Source organism: Bradyrhizobium sp. 482_C4_N1_8, from assembly GCF_052075965.1.
In the GTDB taxonomy this organism is placed as follows: Bacteria; Pseudomonadota; Alphaproteobacteria; order Rhizobiales; family Xanthobacteraceae; genus Bradyrhizobium; species Bradyrhizobium barranii.
In genome coordinates this window covers 1682864-1703033 of sequence record NZ_CP197231.1, presented here as the reverse complement: position 1 = coordinate 1703033, position 20170 = coordinate 1682864, and the positions used below count along the sequence as shown (strand labels likewise).

Annotated in this window: 20 protein-coding genes; 10 read left to right on the top strand and 10 right to left on the bottom strand. The window is 64.3% G+C overall.

Features of this window, described 5'->3' with window-relative positions; genetic code table 11:
- The 5 genes from AB7Z56_RS08035 to AB7Z56_RS08015 are packed head-to-tail and all read right to left on the bottom strand — an operon-like array spanning position 1 to position 5450.
- Positions 1-1266, bottom strand: coding sequence for an NAD(P)/FAD-dependent oxidoreductase (locus AB7Z56_RS08035; RefSeq protein WP_063981351.1), 1266 nt, complete (start codon positions 1264-1266; stop codon positions 1-3).
- A 3-nt stretch (positions 1267-1269) separates the two neighbouring features.
- On the bottom strand, positions 1270-2931 hold the full coding sequence (locus AB7Z56_RS08030) for a thiamine pyrophosphate-binding protein (RefSeq protein ID WP_063981350.1): 1662 nt from the start codon (positions 2929-2931) through the stop codon (positions 1270-1272).
- Positions 2928-4154, bottom strand: a complete 1227-nt coding sequence (locus tag AB7Z56_RS08025; RefSeq protein ID WP_063981349.1) for a pyridoxal phosphate-dependent aminotransferase — start codon at positions 4152-4154, stop codon at positions 2928-2930. Before AB7Z56_RS08025 ends, AB7Z56_RS08030 begins: the two co-directional genes overlap by 4 nt.
- Positions 4155-4163: 9 nt before the next feature.
- Positions 4164-4517, bottom strand: a complete 354-nt coding sequence (locus AB7Z56_RS08020) for a RidA family protein (RefSeq protein ID WP_063981348.1) — start codon at positions 4515-4517, stop codon at positions 4164-4166.
- A 15-nt stretch (positions 4518-4532) separates the two neighbouring features.
- Positions 4533-5450 (bottom strand): NAD(P)-dependent oxidoreductase, encoded by a 918-nt coding sequence (locus AB7Z56_RS08015; RefSeq protein WP_063981347.1) that lies wholly within the window; start codon positions 5448-5450, stop codon positions 4533-4535.
- Positions 5451-5687: 237 nt separating this feature from the next.
- Between AB7Z56_RS08015 and AB7Z56_RS08010 the strand changes: the two genes are divergently transcribed.
- The 4 genes from AB7Z56_RS08010 to AB7Z56_RS07995 are packed head-to-tail and all read left to right on the top strand — an operon-like array spanning position 5688 to position 8720.
- Positions 5688-6524 carry a transporter substrate-binding domain-containing protein gene (locus AB7Z56_RS08010; protein WP_063981346.1) on the top strand — a complete coding sequence of 279 codons (837 nt, stop codon included), beginning with the start codon at positions 5688-5690 and terminating at the stop codon, positions 6522-6524.
- 10 nt (positions 6525-6534) lie between these two features.
- Positions 6535-7197 (top strand): amino acid ABC transporter permease, encoded by a 663-nt coding sequence (locus AB7Z56_RS08005; protein WP_063981345.1) that lies wholly within the window; start codon positions 6535-6537, stop codon positions 7195-7197.
- Positions 7194-7952: an amino acid ABC transporter ATP-binding protein gene (locus AB7Z56_RS08000; RefSeq protein ID WP_063981344.1), complete on the top strand. Its 759-nt coding sequence runs from the start codon at positions 7194-7196 to the stop codon at positions 7950-7952. Before AB7Z56_RS08005 ends, AB7Z56_RS08000 begins: the two co-directional genes overlap by 4 nt.
- 39 nt (positions 7953-7991) lie before the next feature.
- Entirely contained in the window at positions 7992-8720 is a 729-nt protein-coding gene (locus AB7Z56_RS07995) for an aspartate/glutamate racemase family protein (RefSeq protein WP_063981343.1), read from the top strand.
- 16 nt (positions 8721-8736) lie between these two features.
- Here the strand turns inward: AB7Z56_RS07995 and AB7Z56_RS07990 are convergent, their stop codons facing one another.
- A complete protein-coding gene (locus tag AB7Z56_RS07990) occupies positions 8737-8955 on the bottom strand; it encodes a hypothetical protein (RefSeq protein WP_135216107.1) in 219 nt (72 codons plus the stop codon).
- Here AB7Z56_RS07990 and AB7Z56_RS07985 point away from each other — a divergent pair.
- The 3 genes from AB7Z56_RS07985 to AB7Z56_RS07975 are packed head-to-tail and all read left to right on the top strand — an operon-like array spanning position 8954 to position 12307.
- Positions 8954-9415: a (2Fe-2S)-binding protein gene (locus AB7Z56_RS07985; protein WP_167768222.1), complete on the top strand. Its 462-nt coding sequence runs from the start codon at positions 8954-8956 to the stop codon at positions 9413-9415. The two genes, AB7Z56_RS07990 and AB7Z56_RS07985, sit on opposite strands and share 2 nt — an antisense overlap.
- A 1-nt stretch (position 9416) precedes the next feature.
- Complete coding sequence (locus tag AB7Z56_RS07980; RefSeq protein ID WP_441256180.1) at positions 9417-11666, top strand: xanthine dehydrogenase family protein molybdopterin-binding subunit; 2250 nt, start codon at positions 9417-9419, stop codon at positions 11664-11666.
- Between the two features lie 8 nt (positions 11667-11674).
- Positions 11675-12307, top strand: coding sequence for a hypothetical protein (locus tag AB7Z56_RS07975; RefSeq protein ID WP_063981341.1), 633 nt, complete (start codon positions 11675-11677; stop codon positions 12305-12307).
- A gap of 15 nt (positions 12308-12322) precedes the next feature.
- Here the strand turns inward: AB7Z56_RS07975 and AB7Z56_RS07970 are convergent, their stop codons facing one another.
- Entirely contained in the window at positions 12323-13075 is a 753-nt protein-coding gene (locus AB7Z56_RS07970) for a metallophosphoesterase family protein (RefSeq protein WP_063981340.1), read from the bottom strand.
- Between the two features lie 262 nt (positions 13076-13337).
- On the opposite strand from AB7Z56_RS07970, the gene AB7Z56_RS07965 reads away from it, so the two are divergent.
- Together AB7Z56_RS07965 and AB7Z56_RS07960 are read left to right on the top strand one after the other, a co-directional pair.
- The gene (locus AB7Z56_RS07965; RefSeq protein WP_063981339.1) at positions 13338-15035 is read left to right on the top strand and encodes a GMC family oxidoreductase; all 1698 of its coding nucleotides are present in this window, start codon (positions 13338-13340) and stop codon (positions 15033-15035) included.
- 33 nt (positions 15036-15068) lie between these two features.
- Positions 15069-15530: a GNAT family N-acetyltransferase gene (locus tag AB7Z56_RS07960; RefSeq protein WP_063986122.1), complete on the top strand. Its 462-nt coding sequence runs from the start codon at positions 15069-15071 to the stop codon at positions 15528-15530.
- On the opposite strand, the gene AB7Z56_RS07955 is transcribed toward AB7Z56_RS07960, so the two are convergent.
- Complete coding sequence (locus AB7Z56_RS07955) at positions 15523-16131, bottom strand: TetR/AcrR family transcriptional regulator (RefSeq protein ID WP_063981338.1); 609 nt, start codon at positions 16129-16131, stop codon at positions 15523-15525. The genes AB7Z56_RS07960 and AB7Z56_RS07955 overlap by 8 nt on opposite strands.
- 79 nt (positions 16132-16210) lie before the next feature.
- On the opposite strand from AB7Z56_RS07955, the gene AB7Z56_RS07950 reads away from it, so the two are divergent.
- Positions 16211-17110 carry an NmrA family NAD(P)-binding protein gene (locus AB7Z56_RS07950; protein ID WP_063981337.1) on the top strand — a complete coding sequence of 300 codons (900 nt, stop codon included), beginning with the start codon at positions 16211-16213 and terminating at the stop codon, positions 17108-17110.
- A gap of 18 nt (positions 17111-17128) precedes the next feature.
- Here AB7Z56_RS07950 and AB7Z56_RS07945 read toward each other — a convergent pair whose 3' ends face one another.
- Both AB7Z56_RS07945 and AB7Z56_RS07940 read right to left on the bottom strand, forming a co-directional pair.
- Positions 17129-18622: a carboxylesterase family protein gene (locus AB7Z56_RS07945; RefSeq protein ID WP_063986121.1), complete on the bottom strand. Its 1494-nt coding sequence runs from the start codon at positions 18620-18622 to the stop codon at positions 17129-17131.
- Between the two features lie 21 nt (positions 18623-18643).
- Positions 18644-19984 (bottom strand): MFS transporter, encoded by a 1341-nt coding sequence (locus AB7Z56_RS07940; protein WP_084794985.1) that lies wholly within the window; start codon positions 19982-19984, stop codon positions 18644-18646.
- Positions 19985-20170 lie beyond the last annotated feature (186 nt).

Genomic DNA, 20170 nt, shown 5'->3' with positions numbered 1-20170 from the left:
TCAGAGGAAGCGAGTGGGCGCGAACGGCGCGAGCGGAATCTCCGGCTGCTTGCCGCTCAGAAGCTGCGCGACCAGACGGCCGGTGCGGGCCGATCCGACCAGGCCGACATGGCCATGGCCGAAGGCGTAGACGATATCGCGCGAGGCACGCGCATGGCCGATACAGGGAAGGCCGTCCGGCATGCTCGGCCGATGGCCGAACCAGGTTTTGATGCGCGAGGGGGGAATGTCCTTCGGCAGTTTCGGGAACATGCTGAAGAGGTTGTTGCGCAGGATTTCGGCGCGCTTCCAGTTCGGCGCGGCCTCGAGGCCCGCGATCTCGACCGTGCCGGCGGCGCGCAGGCCCTTGTCGGTCCAGTTCACCACCATGCTGACGTCGGACGCCATCATCGAGCTGCGCGGACCCGATTCCGGGTTCTCGATCATGACGTGATAGCCGCGCTCGGTTTCGAGCGGCAAGGGATCGCCGACGGATGCGGTGAGCTGTTTTGACCGCGCGCCGGCGGCGACCACCGCGGCATCGCAAGCAATCTCACCGGTCTCGGTGAGAACGGCAACGAGCTTGTTGCCTGAAAGCTTCAGACCGGTCGCCCTGGCATGAACGAGCTTGGCACCGCTCGCGAGCGCATGCTGGGCCAGCGCCGCAACGTAAGCGCCGGGATCGCGGCAGCGGCCGGCTTCCTCCACCACCACGCCAAAGGTGTAGCGCGGATGCAGATCCGGCTCGCGCTGACGCATCTCGTCGGCGCTCAGCTCCATCCATTCGACGCCGACCTTCTTGCGCAGGCGCCAGCCGAGATTGCTGTCGAAATTGCCGCGCGACGGGAATACGTGCATCACGCCGTTGCGCTCGACCAACTCGGGCACGCCCGCTTCTTCCGCGAGCTTCTTGTGCAGCAGCGGCGCGTCCTTCAGCAGATCGCGCAGCGCAAACGCCGTCTTCTCGACCCGTGCCTCGGTCCAGCCCGAGAGCAAATACTTGATCAGCCAGGGCAGCGCCTTCGGCAAGTAAGACCAGCGGATCGCGAGCGGGCCGAGCGGGTCCATCAGATAACCCGGCACCTTCTTCCAGAGGCCCGGCTCGGCCGGCGGAATCACCGAATGGGAGGAGAGCCAGCCGGCATTGCCGTAGCTCGCCGCCTGTTCGCCACCGGGCTCGCCTGCGTCGATCAGCGTGACGCGATGCCCCTCGCGCAGCGCCTCGATGGCGCTGATCACGCCGACCGCGCCGGCTCCGATGATAGCGACGTGGCGGCCTTCCGACATCGGCTACGCCTTCACCGCCGGCGCGAAATCCTTGCCGACCGAGATCGCGCGCGGATCGATGATGCAGTGGAGGATCGACGGCTTGCCCGAAGCGAGCGCGCGCTCGAACGCCGGCGCAAACTCTTCGGTGCGCTCGACGCGCTCGCCATGGCCACCGAATGCCTTCGCATACATCGCAAAGTCAGGGTTCTTAAGCTGAGTTCCGACCACGCGGCCGGGATAATCACGCTCCTGGTGCATACGGATGGTGCCGTATTGCGAATTGTCGACGACGATGACCACCAGCGGCGCATCGTACTGCACGGCGGTCGCGAACTCCTGGCCGTTCATCAGGAAGCAGCCATCACCGGCAAAGGCGACGACGACGCGATCCGGATATTGCCGCTTTGCAAGCACCGCAGCCGGCACGCCATATCCCATCGAGCCCGAAGTCGGCGCGAGCTGGGCGGCAAAGCTGTGGAAACGGTGATGGCGATGGATCCAGCCGGCATAGTTGCCGGCGCCGTTGCAGACGATCGCGTCCTTCGGCAGGCGGTCGCGGAGCCAGGTCATGACCTGACCGTACTGGAATGTGCCCGGCAGCTCACGCGCCTTGTCGGTCCAGGCGAGGTAATCGGCGTGCGCCTTGGCGGCCTCGCCCTTCCAGGCAACGGCGCCAGCGGGCTTCAGCGCCTCGACGGCGGCGGCGAACGCGGCGGGCGTCGCCTGGATCGCGAGCGCCGGCTGATAGATGCGGCCGAGCTCTTCGGAGCCCGGGTGCACGTGGATCAGCTTCTGCTGCGGGGTCGGAATGTCGAGCAGCGTGTAGGACGAAGACGGCATCTCCGACATGCGGCCGCCGATCAGGAGAATGACGTCGGCGCCATCGATACGCGCCTTCAGGCCCGGGCTCGGCCCGATGCCGAGATCGCCGGCATAATGCGAATGATCGGCGTCGATCAGCGAGGCCCGGCGGAACGAGGTCGCGACCGGCAGGTCGAACCGTTCGGCGAAGCGCGCGATGCTCTTGGTCGCCTCATCCGTCCAGCGCGAGCCGCCGAGGATGACGAGCGGCGCCTTGGCACTCGCCAGCATCGCACTGACCTGCTCGATGTCAGCGGGCGCGGGCCAACTCACCGCCGGCTCGACGCGCATGGCATCGGCAACGGCGGCTGTTTCGGTCAGCATGTTCTCCGGCAGCGCGATCACCACGGGACCCGGACGGCCCTGCATGGCGACGCGGAAGGCACGCGCGACCAGCTCCGGAATGCGATCGGGGCGATCGATCTCGACCGCCCATTTCGCCATGGTGCCGAACACCGCCTTGTAGTCGAGCTCCTGGAACGCCTCGCGCTCGCGCATGCCGGTGTCGACCTGTCCGACGAACAGGATCATTGGCGTCGAATCCTGCATCGCGATGTGGACGCCGTGGCTGGCATTGGTGGCGCCGGGGCCGCGGGTGACGAAGCAGATTCCGGGACGGCCGGTGAGCTTGCCATAGGCTTCCGCCATCATCGCAGCACCACCCTCGGCGCGGCAGATCACGACGTCGATCGGGCTGTCATGCAGCGCGTCGAGTGCCGCGAGGTAGCTCTCGCCCGGCACGCAGGTGACGCGCTCGACGCCTTGGGCGACGAGCTGATCGATCAGGATCTGGCCCCCGGTGCGGGTGTTGCGAATGGTCATGACAGCTCCCTGCAGGCTTTGGCGATGCGCATCACGGCCTCGCGCAAGTTTTGTTCCGAGGTGGCGTAGGACAGGCGGAAATAAGGTGCAAGGCCGAAACAGCTGCCCGGCACCACGGCCACGTCATGCCTCTCCAGCAGGAAGCGGCAGAACGCGGCATCGCTATCGATAACGGTCCCATCCGGCGTGCGGCGACCGATCAGGCCGGCGCAGCTCGCATAGGTATAGAACGCACCTTCCGGCCGGCGGCAGGTGACGCCGTCGATGGCGTTGAGCGCATCGACCACGATGTCTCGGCGGCGCTGGAACGCGGCACGGCGTTCGATCAGGACATCCTGCGGGCCGGTCAGCGCGGCGATCGCAGCGGCCTGGCTCACCGAGGAGGGATTGGTCGTGCTCTGGCTCTGCACCACCGCCATCGCTGCGATCAATTCGCGCGGACCGCCGCCATAGCCGACGCGCCAGCCGGTCATGGCGTAGGCCTTGGAAACACCATTCACGGTCAGCGTGCGTGATTTCAGGCTCGGCTCGAGCGCCGCTGCGGTCACGAACGGCATGCCGTCATAGATCAGGTGCTCGTAGATATCGTCCGCCATCAACCAGACATGCGGATGGCGCTTGAGCACATCCAGGATCGGGCGAAGCTGCGCGGCCGAATAGGCGGCTCCGGTCGGATTGGACGGCGAGTTCAGCAGCAGCCAGCGCGTCTTCGGCGTGATCGCGCGTTCGAGATCGGCGGCATCGAGGCGAAAGCCGTTCTCCTCGCGACAAAGCACGTCCACCGGCGTGCCGTCGGCGATCCGCACCATGTCGGCATAGCTGGTCCAGTAAGGCGCGGCCAGGATGACCTCGTCGCCGGGACTGAGCGTCGCCATGAAGGCGTTGTGGATCACCTGCTTGGCGCCGGCGCCTGCGGTGATCTCGTCGGCGGCATAGACGAGATCGTTCTCGCGGCGGAATTTCTCGGCGATGGCCGCCTTCAATTCCACCGTGCCGTCGAGGATGGTGTATTTGGTCTGGCCGGCGCGGATGGCGCGCTCGGCCGCGTCCTTGGCATGGTCGGGCGTATCGAAGTCAGGCTCGCCGGCGCCCAGCACGATCACCGGCCGCCCCTCGCGCTTGAGCCGCTGCGCGACCGCACCGATCTTCAAGATCTCGGAGACACCGATCGCGCTGATGCGCTGCGCGGGGCGGAAGGTCGATGCGGGCGCCTGGACAGTCACGGCCGAGCCTCAACTACGTGCGGCGATTGCGATCACCTCGATACGGAAGGCGGGATCGGCGAGCTCGACCTTGCCGCAGGCGCGGGTCGGCGTGTTGCCCGGCACGACCCAGGCATCATAGACCGCGTTCATGGCGTCGAAATCGTCCATGTTCCTAAGCCAGACCTGCACGCTGAGCAGGCGCGATTTGTCGGTGCCGGCGCGCGCCAGCATGTCGTCGACCTTCGCCAGCGCCTCTTTCGTTTGCTGGGTGATATCAGCGGTCTTGGTGTCCGCCACCTGACCTGCGAGGAAAACGAGATCGCCGAACACGGAAGCGCGGCTGCGGCGGGCGTTCTGGTCGATGCGGGTGATATCAGACATGGGATGTCCTTAACTTTACTTGCCGGTGGCGATGATGCGGCGGCAGTGGTCGAGCGCCGCGCCGATGAGGTTGTCGCTCGCCTCGGGCGTGCGGAACGCCGAATGCGCCGACAGCGTCACGTTCGGCAGCTTGGTTACGGGATGCCCCGCCGGCAGCGGCTCGACGGTGAAGACGTCGAGGCCGGCATGGGCGATGTGGCCGGAGCGCAGCGCATCCAGCATTGCGTCTTCATCGACCACAGCGCCGCGCGCCGTGTTGATCAGAATGCTGCCGGGGCGCATCTGTGCGATGCGCTCGCGCGACAGGAAACCCTTGGTCTCGTCGTTGAGCAGGAGGTGCAGCGAGACGACGTGGCTGTCGGCGAGCAGCTTCTCCAGCGAGACGAACTCGACGCCCGGATGCGTCTTCGGCGTCCGGTTCCAGGCGATCACCTTCATGCCGCAGCCCGCCGCCATGCGCGCGGCTTCCGCGGCGATGCCGCCGAAACCGATCAGCCCGAGCGTCTTGCCGGTGAGCTGAACCGCGTCACGGCGCAGCCAGTTGCCCTCGCGCATGCCGCGATCCATCTCGCCAAAGCTCTTCGCAGACGCCCACATCAGCGCGATCGCGCATTCGGCAACGGCCGTATCGCCATAACCCTTGATGGTGTGGACGGAGATGCCGCGCTCGGCGAGCTCTTCCGGATTCATGTAGCTGCGCGCGCCGGTGCCGAGGAAGACGACGTGCTTCAGCTTCGCGCACTTCTCGGCAATCGCTGATGGCACCGCCGTGTGGTCGACGATCATGATCTCGGCATCGCCGAGCAGGCCGGGCAGATCGTCGGGCTTGATCGAGGGATTGCGGTTGATGCTGACCGGCAGCTTCTGCGAGGCCAGCAGCTTGTCGGTCACCGCTGCCAGGGTCTCGTTCGCATCGACGAATAGGGCGCGCACAGGCCTCTCCTTCAGCTCACTTCCACATTGCGTTCAGTCTTGTATTCAGACTTAAATGCAATTTACAACCCCACCCTATCAGGAATTTTGCGCAATCCTGCCAAGATATTGGGCTCATTTCTGCCTTGCCGCCCAAATGGCCAGCAACTCGAAATACCGTATTGCATTTTATCCTGAATACAGAAATAGTCCAGAGGCCGGACACGATCCGACCCAGATTCCAGGGAGACAAAGACCATGAATCGCAGGGATGCTCTCACCACAGTCGCGCTGGCAGGCGCAGCGATCGCCGCCGCGAGCGGCTCGGCCAGGGCCGATGCGCCGGCCTCCACGCTCGACCGCATCAAGAAGAATGGCGTGCTGCGCGTCGCCGTCATCGTCGGCCAGGAGCCCTATTTCCATAAGGACCTCGCCACCAACGAATGGTCGGGCGCCTGCATCGACATGGCCAAGGACATCGCCGGCAAGCTGGGCGCCAAGGTCGAGACGCTGGAATCGACCTGGGGCAACCAGATCCTCGATCTCCAGGCCGACAAGGTCGACCTCGCCTTCGCCGTGAACCCGACGCCGGAGCGCGCGCTCGTCATCGACTTCTCGACGCCGATCCTGGTGCACTCCTTCACCGTCATCACCAAGAAGGGCTTTGCCAAGCCGCAGACCTGGGCCGAGCTCAACAAGCCCGAGGTCAAGATCGCCGTCGACATCGGCTCGACCCATGAGACGATCGCGCGCCGCTACTGTCCGAAGGCGACCATCCTCGGCTTCAAGAACCGCGACGAGGCGATCCTGGCGGTTGCGACCGGCCGCGCCGACTGCAACGTCTCGCTGGCCGTGCTCTCGGTCTCGACCCTGAAGAAGAATCCGAACCTCGGCGATCTCGCCATTCCGCGGCCGCTGCTGACGCTGCCGACCAACATGGGTATCCGCGCCGAGAGCGACCGCCGCTACAAGGATTTCCTCAGCGCCTGGGCCGACTACAACCGCGCGATGGGCCAGACCCGCGAATGGATGCTCAAGGGTTTTGAGGCGGTCGGCCTCACCGTCGACGATCTCCCGCCCGAAGTGCAGTTCTGACGGTCGATCGATGTACGTCTGGGACTTCGCGGCGCTCAAGCCGTATTGGGGCCTGATCTGCCAAGGGCTCCTGGTCACCGTGTATTACACGGTGACCACGGTGGTCGCGGGGCTCGCCATCGGACTGTTCGTCGGCATCCTGCGCACGACGGCACCGCGCTGGGTCACGGTGCCGTTGCGTCTCTATATCGAGGTGTTCCGCTGCACGCCGCTGCTGGTGCAGCTGATCTGGGTCTACTACGCCCTGCCCGTGCTGATCGGCGTCGACATGTCGCCGGCGATGGCCTGCTTCATCGCGCTGTCGCTCTATGCCGGCTCGTTCTATGCGGAAATCTTCCGCGGCGGCATCGAAGCCGTCGACACCGGCCAGTGGGAGGCCGGCCGCGCCATCGGCATGCGCCGCGGCAAGATCTTTCGCCGCATCGTGCTGCCGCAGGCGACGCAGGTGATGATCCCCTCCTTCATCAACCAGACCATCATGCAGCTGAAGAACACCTCGCTGGTGTCGGTGGTCGCGGTCGGCGACCTCCTCTATCAGGGCACAGTCATCACGGCGTCGAGCTACAAGCCGCTCGAGGTCTACACCACGATCGCCATACTTTATTTCGTCGTGCTGTTCCCGCTGACGCTGGTCGCCGACCGGGTCGAGCTGAAAATGGGAGCGCATCGATGAGTGCTCTGATCGCTGACAACATCCACAAGGCGTTCGGCGACCATGAGGTGCTCAAGGGCGTCTCGCTCTCGGTCGCCCGCGGCGAGGTCGTCACCTTGATCGGCGCCTCCGGCTCGGGCAAATCCACCTTCCTGCGCTGCCTGAACCTCCTGGAAATGCCGCAGCAGGGTGAGCTTGCCATCGGCACGCATAAATTCGCCTTCGGCAAGGGCATGCGCGCCGCCGGCGATGCGCAGCTCGCGCTGCTTCGGCGCAGCGTCGGCATGGTGTTCCAGCATTTCAACCTGTTCCCGCACATGTCGGTGCTCGCCAACGTCACAGAGGGGCCGGTGCAGGTGAAGGGCATGGCGCGAAACGACGCCGATGCGCTTGGCCGCGATTTGCTCGCCAAGGTCGGCCTCGCCGACAAGGCCGACGCCTTTCCGAGCCGCCTCTCCGGCGGCCAGAAGCAGCGCGTCGCGATCGCGCGTGCGCTCGCGATGAAGCCAGACGTGATGCTGTTCGACGAGCCGACCTCGGCGCTCGATCCCGAACTCGTCGGCGAAGTCCTGTCCGTCATCCGCAGCCTTGCGAGCGAAGGCATGACCATGGTGCTGGTGACGCACGAGATGGCCTTCGCCGCCGACGTCTCCACCCGCGTCGGCTTCATGAACGACGGCATCATGGCCGAGATCGGCACGCCCGAAGAGACCATCCGCCAGCCCCGCAGCGAACGGCTGAAGTCCTTTCTCAGCCGGTTTCACGAGACGCATTAGACTGCCTGGCAAGACCATTCCGAATCGGTGGGGACACCCATGAAACTCCGCGGCGGCTTCACGAATTACGGCGAGACGATCGGCATCCTGATGCTCGATACCCGCTTCCCGCGCCCGCGCGGCGACATCGGCAATGCGCTCTCCTATGATTTCCCGGTGCGCTACAAGATCGTGCGCGGCGCACACGCCACAAGGATCATGGGTGACCACCCCGATCCCGCCCTGCTCGAGCCGTTCATCGCGGCGGCCCGCGAGCTGGAAGCCGACGGCGTCAAGGCGATCACGACGAGCTGCGGCTTCCTCGCGCCATTCCAGAAACAGCTCGCGGCCGCCGTGAACATCCCGGTCTTCACCTCGAGCCTGATCCAGGCACCGTTGATCCATGCCATGCTGCCGCCGGGCAAGGTCATCGGCATCTTCACCGAACGCGGCCACCACATGAACGAGGGGCATTTCCGCGGTGTCGGCTGGTCGCCGGACGAGATCCCCGTCCAGATCCAGGGCATGAAGCCCGATGCGCAGTTTCCCGCAACCTACATTCTCGGCCGCGAGGAACTGGACACCGACGTGCTGCGCGCCGAGATGATCGAGATGACGGAAGCCTTCATGGCGTCCTGCAAAAACCCGGGTGCGATCCTGTTCGAATGCACCAACATGTGCCCGTTCTCGAAGGACGTTGCCGAAGTCTCGGGCCTTCCGGTGTTCGACATCAACACGTTGATCAATCTGGTCTACCGCGCGGCCAATCCGGTGCCGTTCCTGCCCTGATCGCCCTTCCAGACGATCAGCGGCAATTGAATCGATTGTCAATCGCGCCAAAGGCGCGGCAAAAATTCACACCATACTCTTCGTGCGAATTCGCAAATGCTGCGGGGTCGTCGTTTGACAGCATCGGCGCTTGCGCGGCACGCTGACCACGCCGGTCCAACCTTCGACGACGCTCGCTGGAGCGTGCCTGTTCGACCTCACGTCCCGCGAGGACGCGCGAAAGGAACATCGACATGATCGAGCTCACGGTCAACGGGACCAAGCGCCAGGTCGACGTCGTTCCCGAGATGCCCCTGCTCTGGGTGCTCCGCGACGAGCTCGGCATCACCAGTCCGAAATATGGCTGCGGCGTCGCGCAATGCGGTGCCTGCACCGTCCAGATCGACGGAGCCGCCGTGCGATCCTGCCAGGCCCGCATTGGCGATCTCGCCGGCAAGTCGGTCGTCACGCTCGAAGGATTGGACAACAGGGAGCAGCATCCCGTTCTGCAGGCCTGGATCGAACATCAGGTTCCGCAGTGTGGCTACTGCCAGACCGGCCAGATCATGCAGGCCATCTCGCTGCTTGGATTGATCGACAAGCCGACGGACGAGGACATCAACGAAGTGATGTCCGGCAACCTCTGCCGTTGCGGCACCTACCCGCGCATTCGCACCGCGATCCACGCGGCTGCCGCAAAGATGGTGGGGAAGTGAAATGGGACTTCAGACGCTTTCCCGCCGCACTTTCGTTTTCGGTTCCGCCGCCGTGGCTGGCGGCATCGCGTTCGGTTCCTATAGCGACGCAGCACAAGCCGCGACTGCCAGTGACAATCCCCTGAGCACCAGTCTCGGGCCGAACTCCGTGACCTTCAATCCCTGGGTCGAGATCAGCCCCGAAAAAATCACGCTGATCGCCCAGCACGCCGATATCGGCCAGGGCGTCGGCTCGGTGCAGCCGATCATGATCGCCGAAGAGATGGACCTCGATCCCGGCCAGTTCGAAGTTCGCTTCGCCGGCCCCAGCCCCGCCTATTTCAACACCGGTTTTGCCGACGAGTTCGCACCGTTCGTGGCTGCGGACCAAAGTCCCGCCGCCGAGGAAGCGCGCGCCAAGACGCTCGAATGGCTGAGAGAGTCCGGCCTGCAGATGACCGGCGGGTCGAGCACGCTGCCGGACACCTATGAAAAGCTGCGCGTTGCCGGCGCGGTCGCGCGCGAGACGCTGAAGGCCGCCGCTGCCAAGCGTTCGGGTGTCGCCGTGGCCGACCTGCGCACCCAATCAGGCCATGTGATCCTGCCCAACGGCACCAAGATCGCCTACGTCGATCTCTCCGTGGACGCCGCAAAGATTCCGCCGGTGCTCGATGCCAAGCCGCGCGATCCGTCGAAATGGCGCATGCTGGGCAAGCCGATGATGCGCCTCGACGTTCGCGCGAAGGTCATGGGCGAGCTGAAGTTCGGCATCGACCAGAAGATGGACGGCATGCTCTATGCCGCCGTCAAGCTGAACCCTGGCAAGGGCCAACCCCTGAAGTCATACGACGCCAGCAAGGCGCGATCGATGCCGGGGGTCAAGAAGATCCTGGAAATCAAGAATGGCGTCGCGGTGATCGCCACGAACAGCTGGTACGCGATGAAGGCGGTTGACGCCGTCACTTGCGAGTGGGCGCCCTCGGCCTATCCCGCCGAGCAGGCGGATCATTGGAAGGTTCTTGAATCCTCGTTCAAGCCTGAATTCCTGGGCAAGGAGTGGCGGAAGACCGGCGATATCGAAGCCGGGCTGAAGACGGGCAAGCTTGTCGAGGCCGAATATCGCGCGCCCTATGTGGGGCATCAGCCGCTCGAGCCGTTGAACGGGATCGGCCTCGTCACCGACAAGGGGATGGAGATCTGGGTCGGCCATCAGAGCCCCCGTTTCGTGCAATATGTCGCGGCGACGGCGATCGGCCTCAAGCCGGAACAGGTCACCTTCCACAATCAGTGGACGGGTGGAAGCTTCGGCCACCGTCTCGAATACGAGAACGTCCGCGTTGTCGCCGAGATCGCCAATCAGATGAAGGGAACGCCGATCAAGCTGGTGTTCTCGCGCGAGGAGGATTTCCTCCAGGACATTCCGCGGCAGATCGCGATCGCCCGGCACCGAGGCAGCATCGACAAGAGCAAGATCGTCGCAGCCGATCTGCAACTGGCCTCGACTGCTCCGCTCAAGGGGCTGCTCGAGCGTTCGGGCACACCCTCGAAGGATCCCGACGGGCAATTGGCTGCCGGCCTGTGGAATGTCTATTACGACATCCCCAATTTCCGGGCCACAAGCTACGAGGCGCAGGGGCTTTCGCCGAGCACCACGTGGCGGTCGGTCGGCGCCTCGACATCGGGCTTCTTTACCGAGAGCTTCATCGACGAGCTGATCCACGCGGCGGGTCTCGATCCCATGAAGGCGCGCATCGTGATGTGCACCGTGCCGCATTATCGCAAGGTGCTGGAAACGGTCGCGGAAATGTCGGACTGGAAGGGACCACTCGGAGCCGGTAGGGGCCGCGGCGTCGCGTTCGTTGAATCCTTCGGCACGCCGACAGCCGAAGTCGTCGAAGTCACGAAGACGGAGCGAGGCATAAGGATCGACAAGGTCTGGGTCGCTGTCGACGTCGGCAAGGTGGTCGATCCCGTCAACTTCGAGAACCAGGTGCAGGGCGGCGTCATTTGGGGCCTCGGCCACGCCATCAATTGCGAGCTCACCTACGCCAAGGGCGCGGTGCAGCAGACCAATTACAATCACCACGAAGCGATGCGGATCTACCAATGCCCCGTCATCGAAGTTCGCGGGCTCGAGAACGATCCCAAGGTGAGAGGCGTCGGAGAGCCGCCTGTTCCGCCAGCCGCCCCCGCACTCGCCAACGCGATCTTCGCCGCGACCGGGCAGCGCATCCGCGAAATGCCTTTCAACAAGTTCATCGATTTCGTGTGAGGCGAGCCATGAAGAGTTCTCTCATTGTGCTCGCTTTCGCCGCTTCGACAATTGCGGCTCTCACCGGGATTGTCGCGGCCAAGGACGAAGCGAACAAGGACGCTTTGCCGCCGGGCAGCGTCAGCCGCGCCGAAGGTCTGGAGGCCTGGAAGCGGATTGAAGCCGTGGTGACCCATCCGCGCTGTGCCAACTGCCACGTCGACGCCAAGGCCATACCGATCTGGACGCCGGCAGGCGAAACCAGGCCGCGCGTCCACGGCATGAACATCCACGGCGGCGACAGCCGCATCGGGGCCGAGAAGGTTGCCTGCTCGACCTGTCACATGACCTCTACCCAGGCGAACGACCCGGCGCCGTCACCGCCGCGTGCCGGTATCGACTGGCAGCTGGCGCCAGTCGAGTTCATCTGGTTCGGCAAGAGCGGCGCCGAGATCTGTACGCAGCTGAAGGACCCCAAGCGCAATGGCGGCCGCGACGCTGTGGGCCTGCTGGCGCATCTACGGCACGACGCATCGCTGAACGGCTTCATCCCGCGCGGATGGGCGCCCGGAGCTGGCCGCACGACCCCACCGGGCACCTTCGAGGACCACGTCAAGGACATGGCCCTGTGGGGCGCTGCGGGACAACCGTGTCCGAACTGACGGTCTTGCTGTTGCCTAGCGGCAGGCCTGCTCGCGCTGAACCCAACCCGTCGCAATCGCGCTTGCCCAGCTGAGCATGCCTTTGCTGCGCGCCAGTGCGGCCATAGCCGAGGTGTCGTAGGGCACGTAGCGGATCGTCGCGGACCAGTCTGCGCCGGCATGCTCCAGAATCGCGTAGCACGCATGCGGCGTACCGACCTCGACCACGTAAGGAACGGGCGCCTTCCCGTCATAACCGGGCAACCCGACGCTGCCGGGATTCACGACCAGACGTCCATCCCTCAAACGCACCACGCGCGGAATGTGGGTGTGGGCGCACAGGATGATCTCGGCGTCGATCCCCTCAGCTTCAGCCTCGATCGCGTCGATGCCGCTCGGACGCGGGCAGCCGTCGTCGGCGATGTGGTCGAGCCAGAAAGCTGCGTCATCCCTTGGCGATCCATGGCACAGGAACACCCGTCCCTTGTACATGAGCGTGGACGGCATGCTTGCCATCCAGTCGAAGTGCTTGCGCGCGAGCTGACGGAAATCGCTGCGAGCGGAGCCGCCGGCCTGCCAGAGCTCGACGAGGATTCGATCTTGGTCGCCCCGTATCGACGGAAAGCCCCTCGCCATCAACAGGTCCGCGGTCCTGGCTGCCTCGAGCGGGCCACTGACGTGGTCGCCGAGGTTCACGACCTCAGCGATGCCGAGCATGGCAATGTCCGCAAGGACGGCTTCAAGTGCCGGACGATTCCCATGCACATCCGCGATGGCAGCAAATCTCATTTGGCCCCTCCCATTCGGAATGGCCGATCGTTCTCGCTATGCGGGGGATGCAGGACTGGCTAGTCAATTTAGCTACGTCTCTTTAGCTGCATTTGTAGAAGCGCCCGCAAGCTGAGGATCAAATCGGCGCTGCCAGAAGAATTACACGATCGTGGTTGCCAGGCAAGCAATGCGAGTTACGAACTGTCGCGGCAATGCCGACGTGACCTCGGGAAAATAACACGCTACGTTTCCCGGACAAGACCAAGAGGAAACGCCAATCGTGTACGACTTCATTATCGTCGGCGGCGGCTCGGCGGGGTCCGTGCTGGCCCACCGGCTCTCCGCAAAGAGCGCGAACAAGGTCCTGCTGTGCGAGGCCGGACAGGACACACCGCCCGGCAACGAGCCCGCCGAGATCAGGGACAGCTATCCGGGCACGGCCTATTTCGATCCCCGCTTCCACTGGACCGAACTCAAGGTCACGACCCAGATCGTCAGCCACAACAATCCGAACGAAGCGCGTCCTCCTTTACGCAAATACGAGCAGGCGCGCGTGCTCGGCGGCGGCTCGTCGATCAACGGCCAGATGGCCAACCGCGGCGCACCGACCGACTACGATGAATGGGACGCGCGGGGCGCCGACGGCTGGAGCTGGAACGACGTGCTGCCCTTCTTCAAGAAGGTCGAGCGCGACCTCGATTTCGACGGCCCGTACCACGGCAAGAACGGCCGAATTCCGGTACGCAGAATTCCGCGTGAGCACTGGACGCGGCATTCGCAGGCGTTCGCCGACGCCTTCCAGCAGGCCGGCCATCAGTTCGTGCCGGACCAGAACGGCGAGTTCGTCGACGGCTATTTTCCGGTGACGCATTCCAATCAGGCCGAGCAACGCGTCTCGGCCGCGATGGGTTATCTCGATCGTGACACGCGCAAGCGCGCCAATCTCACCATCTCCACCAACACGCAGGTCAGGGAGCTGCTGTTCGAAGGCACGCAATGCGTCGGCGTGAAGGCGATGGTCGACGGACGGGAACAGGAATTCCGAGGCCGCGAGATCATCCTGTCCAGCGGCGCCATCCATTCGCCGGCGCATCTCCTGCGCGCCGGCATCGGCCCGGTCGGTCACCTCAAGGATATGGGCATTCCGGTCCTGATGGGGCTGACAGGCGTCGGTCAGCGCCTGATGGATCATCCCTCGATTTCGCTGTCGTCCTTTGTCCGCCGCGGCGCGCGCATGAACGAGCACACCAGGCGCCACATGCAGCTTGGCCTGCGTTATTCATCCGGGCTGTCGGGCGTACCGAAGGGCGACATGTTCGTCGTCCTGCTCAGCAAATCGGCCTGGCACGCGGTCGGCGAGCAGATCGGCTCGCTGCTGACCTTCGTCAACAAGACCTATTCCGAGACCGGACAGGTCAAGCTCGCCTCGCGCGATCCCGCCGCCGAGCCGATCGTCGAGTTCAATCTGCTGTCCGACCGCCGCGACCTCGATCGCCTGATGAGCGGCTTCCGCAAGATGGCGGCCGTGCAGATGAGCGACGTGGTGAAAGCGGTGACGGACAAGCCGTTTCCGGCCGCCTATACGGACAAGGTGCGCAAGATCGGCGTGGTCAATACCAAGAACAGGATCCTGACCAAGATCGCCGCGACCTTGATGGACGGGCCGGCGGCGCTGCGCCACTACCTGATCGACAATTTCGTCGTCGAAGGTTTCACCTTCGACCAGGTGATGAACGACGACGATGCGCTGGAAGCCTTCGTCCGCAAGGCGACCATCGGGGTGTGGCACGCCTCGTGCTCATGCCGCATGGGCCGGGCCGACGATCCGATGGCGGTGGTCGATAATCAAGGCCGCGTCAAAGGCGTTCAGGGCCTGCGCGTCGTCGACGCCTCGATCTTCCCCGTGGTGCCATGCGCCAATACCAATTTCCCGGTGCTGATGTCGGCGGAGAAGATCGCTGCGGCGATGGTGCAGTGAACGCTAGCGACTGCCGGGCAGGTGGAGGGATTCATGGATTGCAGCATCCGCCCGGCGCGCGAAGAGGATAGCGGCGAAATCAGCGCCGTCATTCTGCGCGCACTGCGCGTGACAAATGCGAGGGATTACACAGACGAGATCATCGAACGGGTCGAGCATAGCTTCAGCCCGACCGCCGTTCTGGAGCTGATCCGCAAACGCACGGTCCTTGTTGCCGCCCTTGGCGGCCGCGTCGTTGGAACGGCGAGCCTTGACGGAAGCGTCGTCCGCACGGTCTTCGTGGCTCCCGACGTTCAGGCGCAGGGGATCGGCAAGTTCCTGATGGCCGAGATCGAGCGCATCGCGCGCGAGCGAGAGATCGCTTTGTTGACCGTCCCGTCTTCGGTCACCGCGGAATCGTTCTACGCGCGGCTCGGGTTCAAGGCCGTGCGCGACAGCTACTTTGGCGATGAGCGCACGATCATCATGGAGCGATCGCTCGATGCCCCTATGTAGGCCTGGATTGGCTCGCAGGCGGGAGGAACGGCCATGCCAACATTGCAAGTTCTACGACACGGCGAAGCTCGCCAACAGTCGCGCCGGCTTGCGGCAAATTCATTATCGCCTGCAACACACCGAGGTAGTGCCACGCCAATCCGTCGATGTCAGCTGTCACCGCCAATTCTCCACTTGCGACCGCCTCGCGTAAAATGCCGCCGAGGATCGCGCGCTGCCGCGTAAGTCCCTGCCGCGCGACCGACTGGCCTGCCGGAGGCAGGTCCACCATCTCAGCGCACGATCGGGCCAGCATGCATCCAGCGGGCCGCGCCGTCTTGCCCGCTCTGGGCAAGAATTCGTGCAACAGCGCTTCAAGCTGTTGGCGCTTCGTCTCGCCTCGAACGGCGCTCATGCGCCGCTCGACGCGCTCGATGTAAGCCGAAAGGACCTCTTCGAATAGCCCGTCCTTGTCTTGAAATCGCTTGTACATACTCGACCGCGACAAGCCCATCGCTGTCGTCAGTTGATCGATCGACGAAGCCGAATAGCCGTGACGCCAGAACACATCCATCGCGGAATTGATCACGGCATCGTCATCGAATTGGGGTTTTCCACTCATGCCATTCCCACTTGACATCATGGAACGATCGTTCCACGTATCTTGAACTGATCGTTCCAAGATACGGAAGGTTATCCGGATGTTCAACCCCTCCCAGCGTGGCGCCGGCCGCACGCGCATTGCCGTTGCTGGAGCCACAGGTCGCGTGGGCTCCGCCTTGATTTCGAAACTGTTCACGGAACCGGTTGAGATTGTGGCATTGACCCGCACGTCGGATGCTGGACGTCTGCCGTCCGGAGTTTCGCTTGCGACCGTGGACTTCGATGCGCGATCGACTTTGGACAACGCGCTGCGCGGAGTTGACCGTCTGTTCCTCGCCCACGGCACGTCCCCCCGGCAAGTCGCCAATGAAATTGCGCTGATCGACGCAGCCGTGGCCGGCGGCGTAGGCCACATCGTCAAATTGTCCGTGTTGGGACCACCGTCTCGGCTACATCCGTTCGACTGGCATGCGCAAATTGAGGCGCATCTTGCGGCCTGCGACGTAGGCTTCACGGTTTTGCGGCCATCGAGTTTCGTCGATATCCTGGCACGGGCTGGCGCTCCAGTCGCCAATGACGCATGGGGCGGGGCAGCCGGCGATGGATTGGTCAACTTGATCGACACGCGCGATGTGGCGGACTCGGCTTTCGCTGTGCTTCTCGACGACGCGCACTTAACGTCCCAGCGCGCCTATCATCTGACCGGGCCAATCGCGGTCAGCATGCCTGAGATAGCAAATGAAATGTCCAGACTGCTTGGACGTCTCGTCACATATCAGCACCGAAGCCCTGCGGAGCAGCGTGAGAAGCTGATGGCGTCTGGACTCAACGAATTTGTCGCCGACCTGCTGCTCGGTCTGGATCGCCTTTTCTACGAATCGGTCCTCGCAGAAACCACGTCAACTGTTCGCGAGTTGACTGGCCACGCTCCGCGCCCGGTAACCGATTGGCTAAGCGACAACATCTCGGTGTTTCAGGCGACGCATCATGGAGTCTAATCTCATGGTGCTGCCTTGCTACATCGCAGTCACAGCTTGCGCTGCTCCGGATTGCGCCAATAGCTCCGCCCACACGCGGAAGCGTGCGCCGTCGTTGAGCGGCACGATGTGAAACGGCTGGCCGAAGATCGCGAGCGGCTCATGGCCCGGCTCGAACCGCGGCCAGGCTTGAGCGATATCCGGCCTGCCGGTCGTGACGAAGCGCAAGACGCTCACCTGAAACCGCGCGGCGACATCAATGTCGGCCGGCGTCATCGGCCCGCCCTTGCGCTTGAGGATCGGCCGATCGATGAAATCAGGCAGATGCGCCCACAGGCAGGCGTTGTCCGCACCGTGTGTCGGCCCCTGCGACAGGAACGGCTCCAGCGCTGGGCGATGATCGAACCGGCTCAACCACACCGCGCCGCCTGCCGCAGCATGACGCCGCGCGAGATCGGCCATGGGGCGATGCCAGAACGCATCCGACAACAGCGCCTCGTACGGATCCTCGTCGAGGCGCGCGTTGGCGCGATAATAGGATAGCAGCCGGCACCAGCCGGCATCGCCGAACGCCGCGCGCACTTGTCGCTCGGTGGTGCGGATCATCGCGGCCGGCGGCACGCTCTTCAGGAACATCACCATCTCGTCGCGGCAGGAGCCGAGCCAGAGCGGAATGTCACGCAAAGTTCCGTCGGCGAAGACGTCGCGCGGCTCGCGCGCGATGACGGTGCCGTCGAGCACCGGACCGAACACGGTGCCTGCGTCGGTCTCGTCCGCGAGCCTGCGTCCGACGCGCTTTACCGCCGCAAACAGCTTTGGCAGCGGCACGGACGCAATCGCGCTGGGATCGCGCGCAAGCTCGAGCTCCTCGAGCACGTGGCGCGCGACATCGTCGGCATGATCGGCGCTCATGATGTTTCGGCCGGGCGCGCTCAGCGCGAGCGCACGGATAAACTTGCCTCTTGTCTGCGGCAGGGTTGCGAGCGCGATCACCATGGAGGCGCCGGCGGATTGTCCCGACAGCGTAATCGCATCCGGATCGCCGCCGAAATTCGCAATGTTGGCCCGGACCCAATCGAGCGCTGCGAGCGTATCCTGGAGCGCGAGGTTGTTGGCTTCGGTGAGGCCGTGACGATGCAGTTGCAGGAAGCCGAGCGGCCCGAGCCGGTAGTTGATGGTGACGATGACGGCCGGGCCGTGGGCGGCGAGGAAGGAGCCGTGATAGTCGGCGCCGCCGCCGGTGACGAAGGCGCCGCCATGGATGAAGAACTTGACCGGCAGCGGGTGATCCGCCGCCGGCGCCCAGATGTTCAGGCTGAGACAGGATTCCTCGTCAGCATGATCGAGATGGCCGGGCTGCGGCGCGTAAGCGCCGTAGTCCGTGCATTGGCGCGGCTCCGTCCACGCGAGCGGCGGTGTCGCCCTGGCAAAGCGCCGCGCGGTCGCGAACGGCACGCCCTTGAAGGCGCGTATGCCGTTCTGCTCGGCGCCGATGATCGGCCCGCTGGCGGTCGAAACTGCGTTGGTCAACATGCGACTTTCACTCATCCCGACTCAAGCGCGCTGCTTGCCGAGATCGGCGATGTCGACATTGTGGGTTTCGCGCGCGGTGGCCGCTGATGCCGCCGAGATCACGCAGCAGCAGGCAACGAAGATTGCCACGGGAATCCAGCCGTTCGGCCCTTCGCCGACCAGGCTCGCACTCACCAGCGGCGTGAAGCCGGCGGCGAGGAAGCCGAGCTGCGTGCCGATCGCCGTGCCGGAGTAACGCACGCGCGCGTCGAACATCTCCGCATAGAACGACGGCCAGATCGCGTTCGGCGCGGCGTAGATGACACCCGAGAGGATCATCGCCGCGGCGAAGATCGCCAGCGTATTCCCTGATGTCACCAGCATGAAGTACGGGAACACCAGCACCGCACAGCCGAGCACGCCACCGATGAACACCGGCTTGCGGCCGATCCTGTCGGCCAGCAGCGCCCACAGCGGCTGGGTGATCAGCGCGGTGACATTGCCGAGCACGCCGGCCCACAGCATGGTCGGGCGCGCGACGCCGAACTTGCTGGTGGCATAGCCGAGCGCGAACACCGCGGTCATCGTGCTCACGGTGGCGATCAGCGCACAGACGATCACGCGCAGCACGTCCGGCCAGTAGTCGCGCAAGAGCCTAACGACGGGAAAGCGCGCCACCTGCGCCTTGTCCTTGATGTCTTCGAAGACGGGCGTTTCCGGCATGGTCCTCCGCACCAGATAGGCGACCAGCAGCACGAGCGCGGAGAGCAGGAACGGAATGCGCCAGCCCCAGCTCAACAGCTGGTCTTCCGGCAGGCTCGACACCGGGATGAACACCAGTGTTGCAAGGATGGCGCCAGCCTGGGTGCCGCTCAGGGTCCAGCTCGTGAAGAAGGCGCGGTTGGAATTGGCGGAATGCTCCAGCGTCAGGGAGTTGGCTCCGCTCTGCTCGCCGGCGGCCGACAGGCCCTGCAACAGGCGGAGCAGCGTCAGGATGACAGGCGCGGCGTTGCCGATCGTCTTGGCATCCGGCAGCAGGCCGATCGCCAGCGTCGAGCCGCCCATCAGCACCAGCGTGAACAAGAGCACCGTCTTGCGGCCGATACGGTCGCCGAAATGGCCGAGGATGACGGCGCCCACGGGCCGGGCGATATAGCCGATGCCGAAGGAGAGCAACGCGAGCAGCGACGCGGTCGAGGGATCGACATTGGCGAAGAACACTTTTGGAAAGATCAGCGCCGCCGCGGTGCCGTAGATGAAGAAGTCGTAGTATTCGAGCATGCTGCCGACGAAGCTGACCAGCGCGGCGCGCTTCGGCAGCCTGTTCGGCGTGGCTTCCGCGCTGGATGATGCGCGCAGCGGTGCGGTTGACGTCAACGTCATTGAAAGCTCCTCCCCATGTGGCCGGTGCGGTTCGCGTCAGGCAGATCGCCTCGCGCGCGTTTTCTGGTTCTGGTTGCCGCAACTTTGGTTTGGAGCGATAATGTACGAACTAGTACGTTTATGCAATACGCATTGGATCAGTGCCCCGACGGGTGAAATTTGCCTTCACCTTCAAGGTGATCCGTG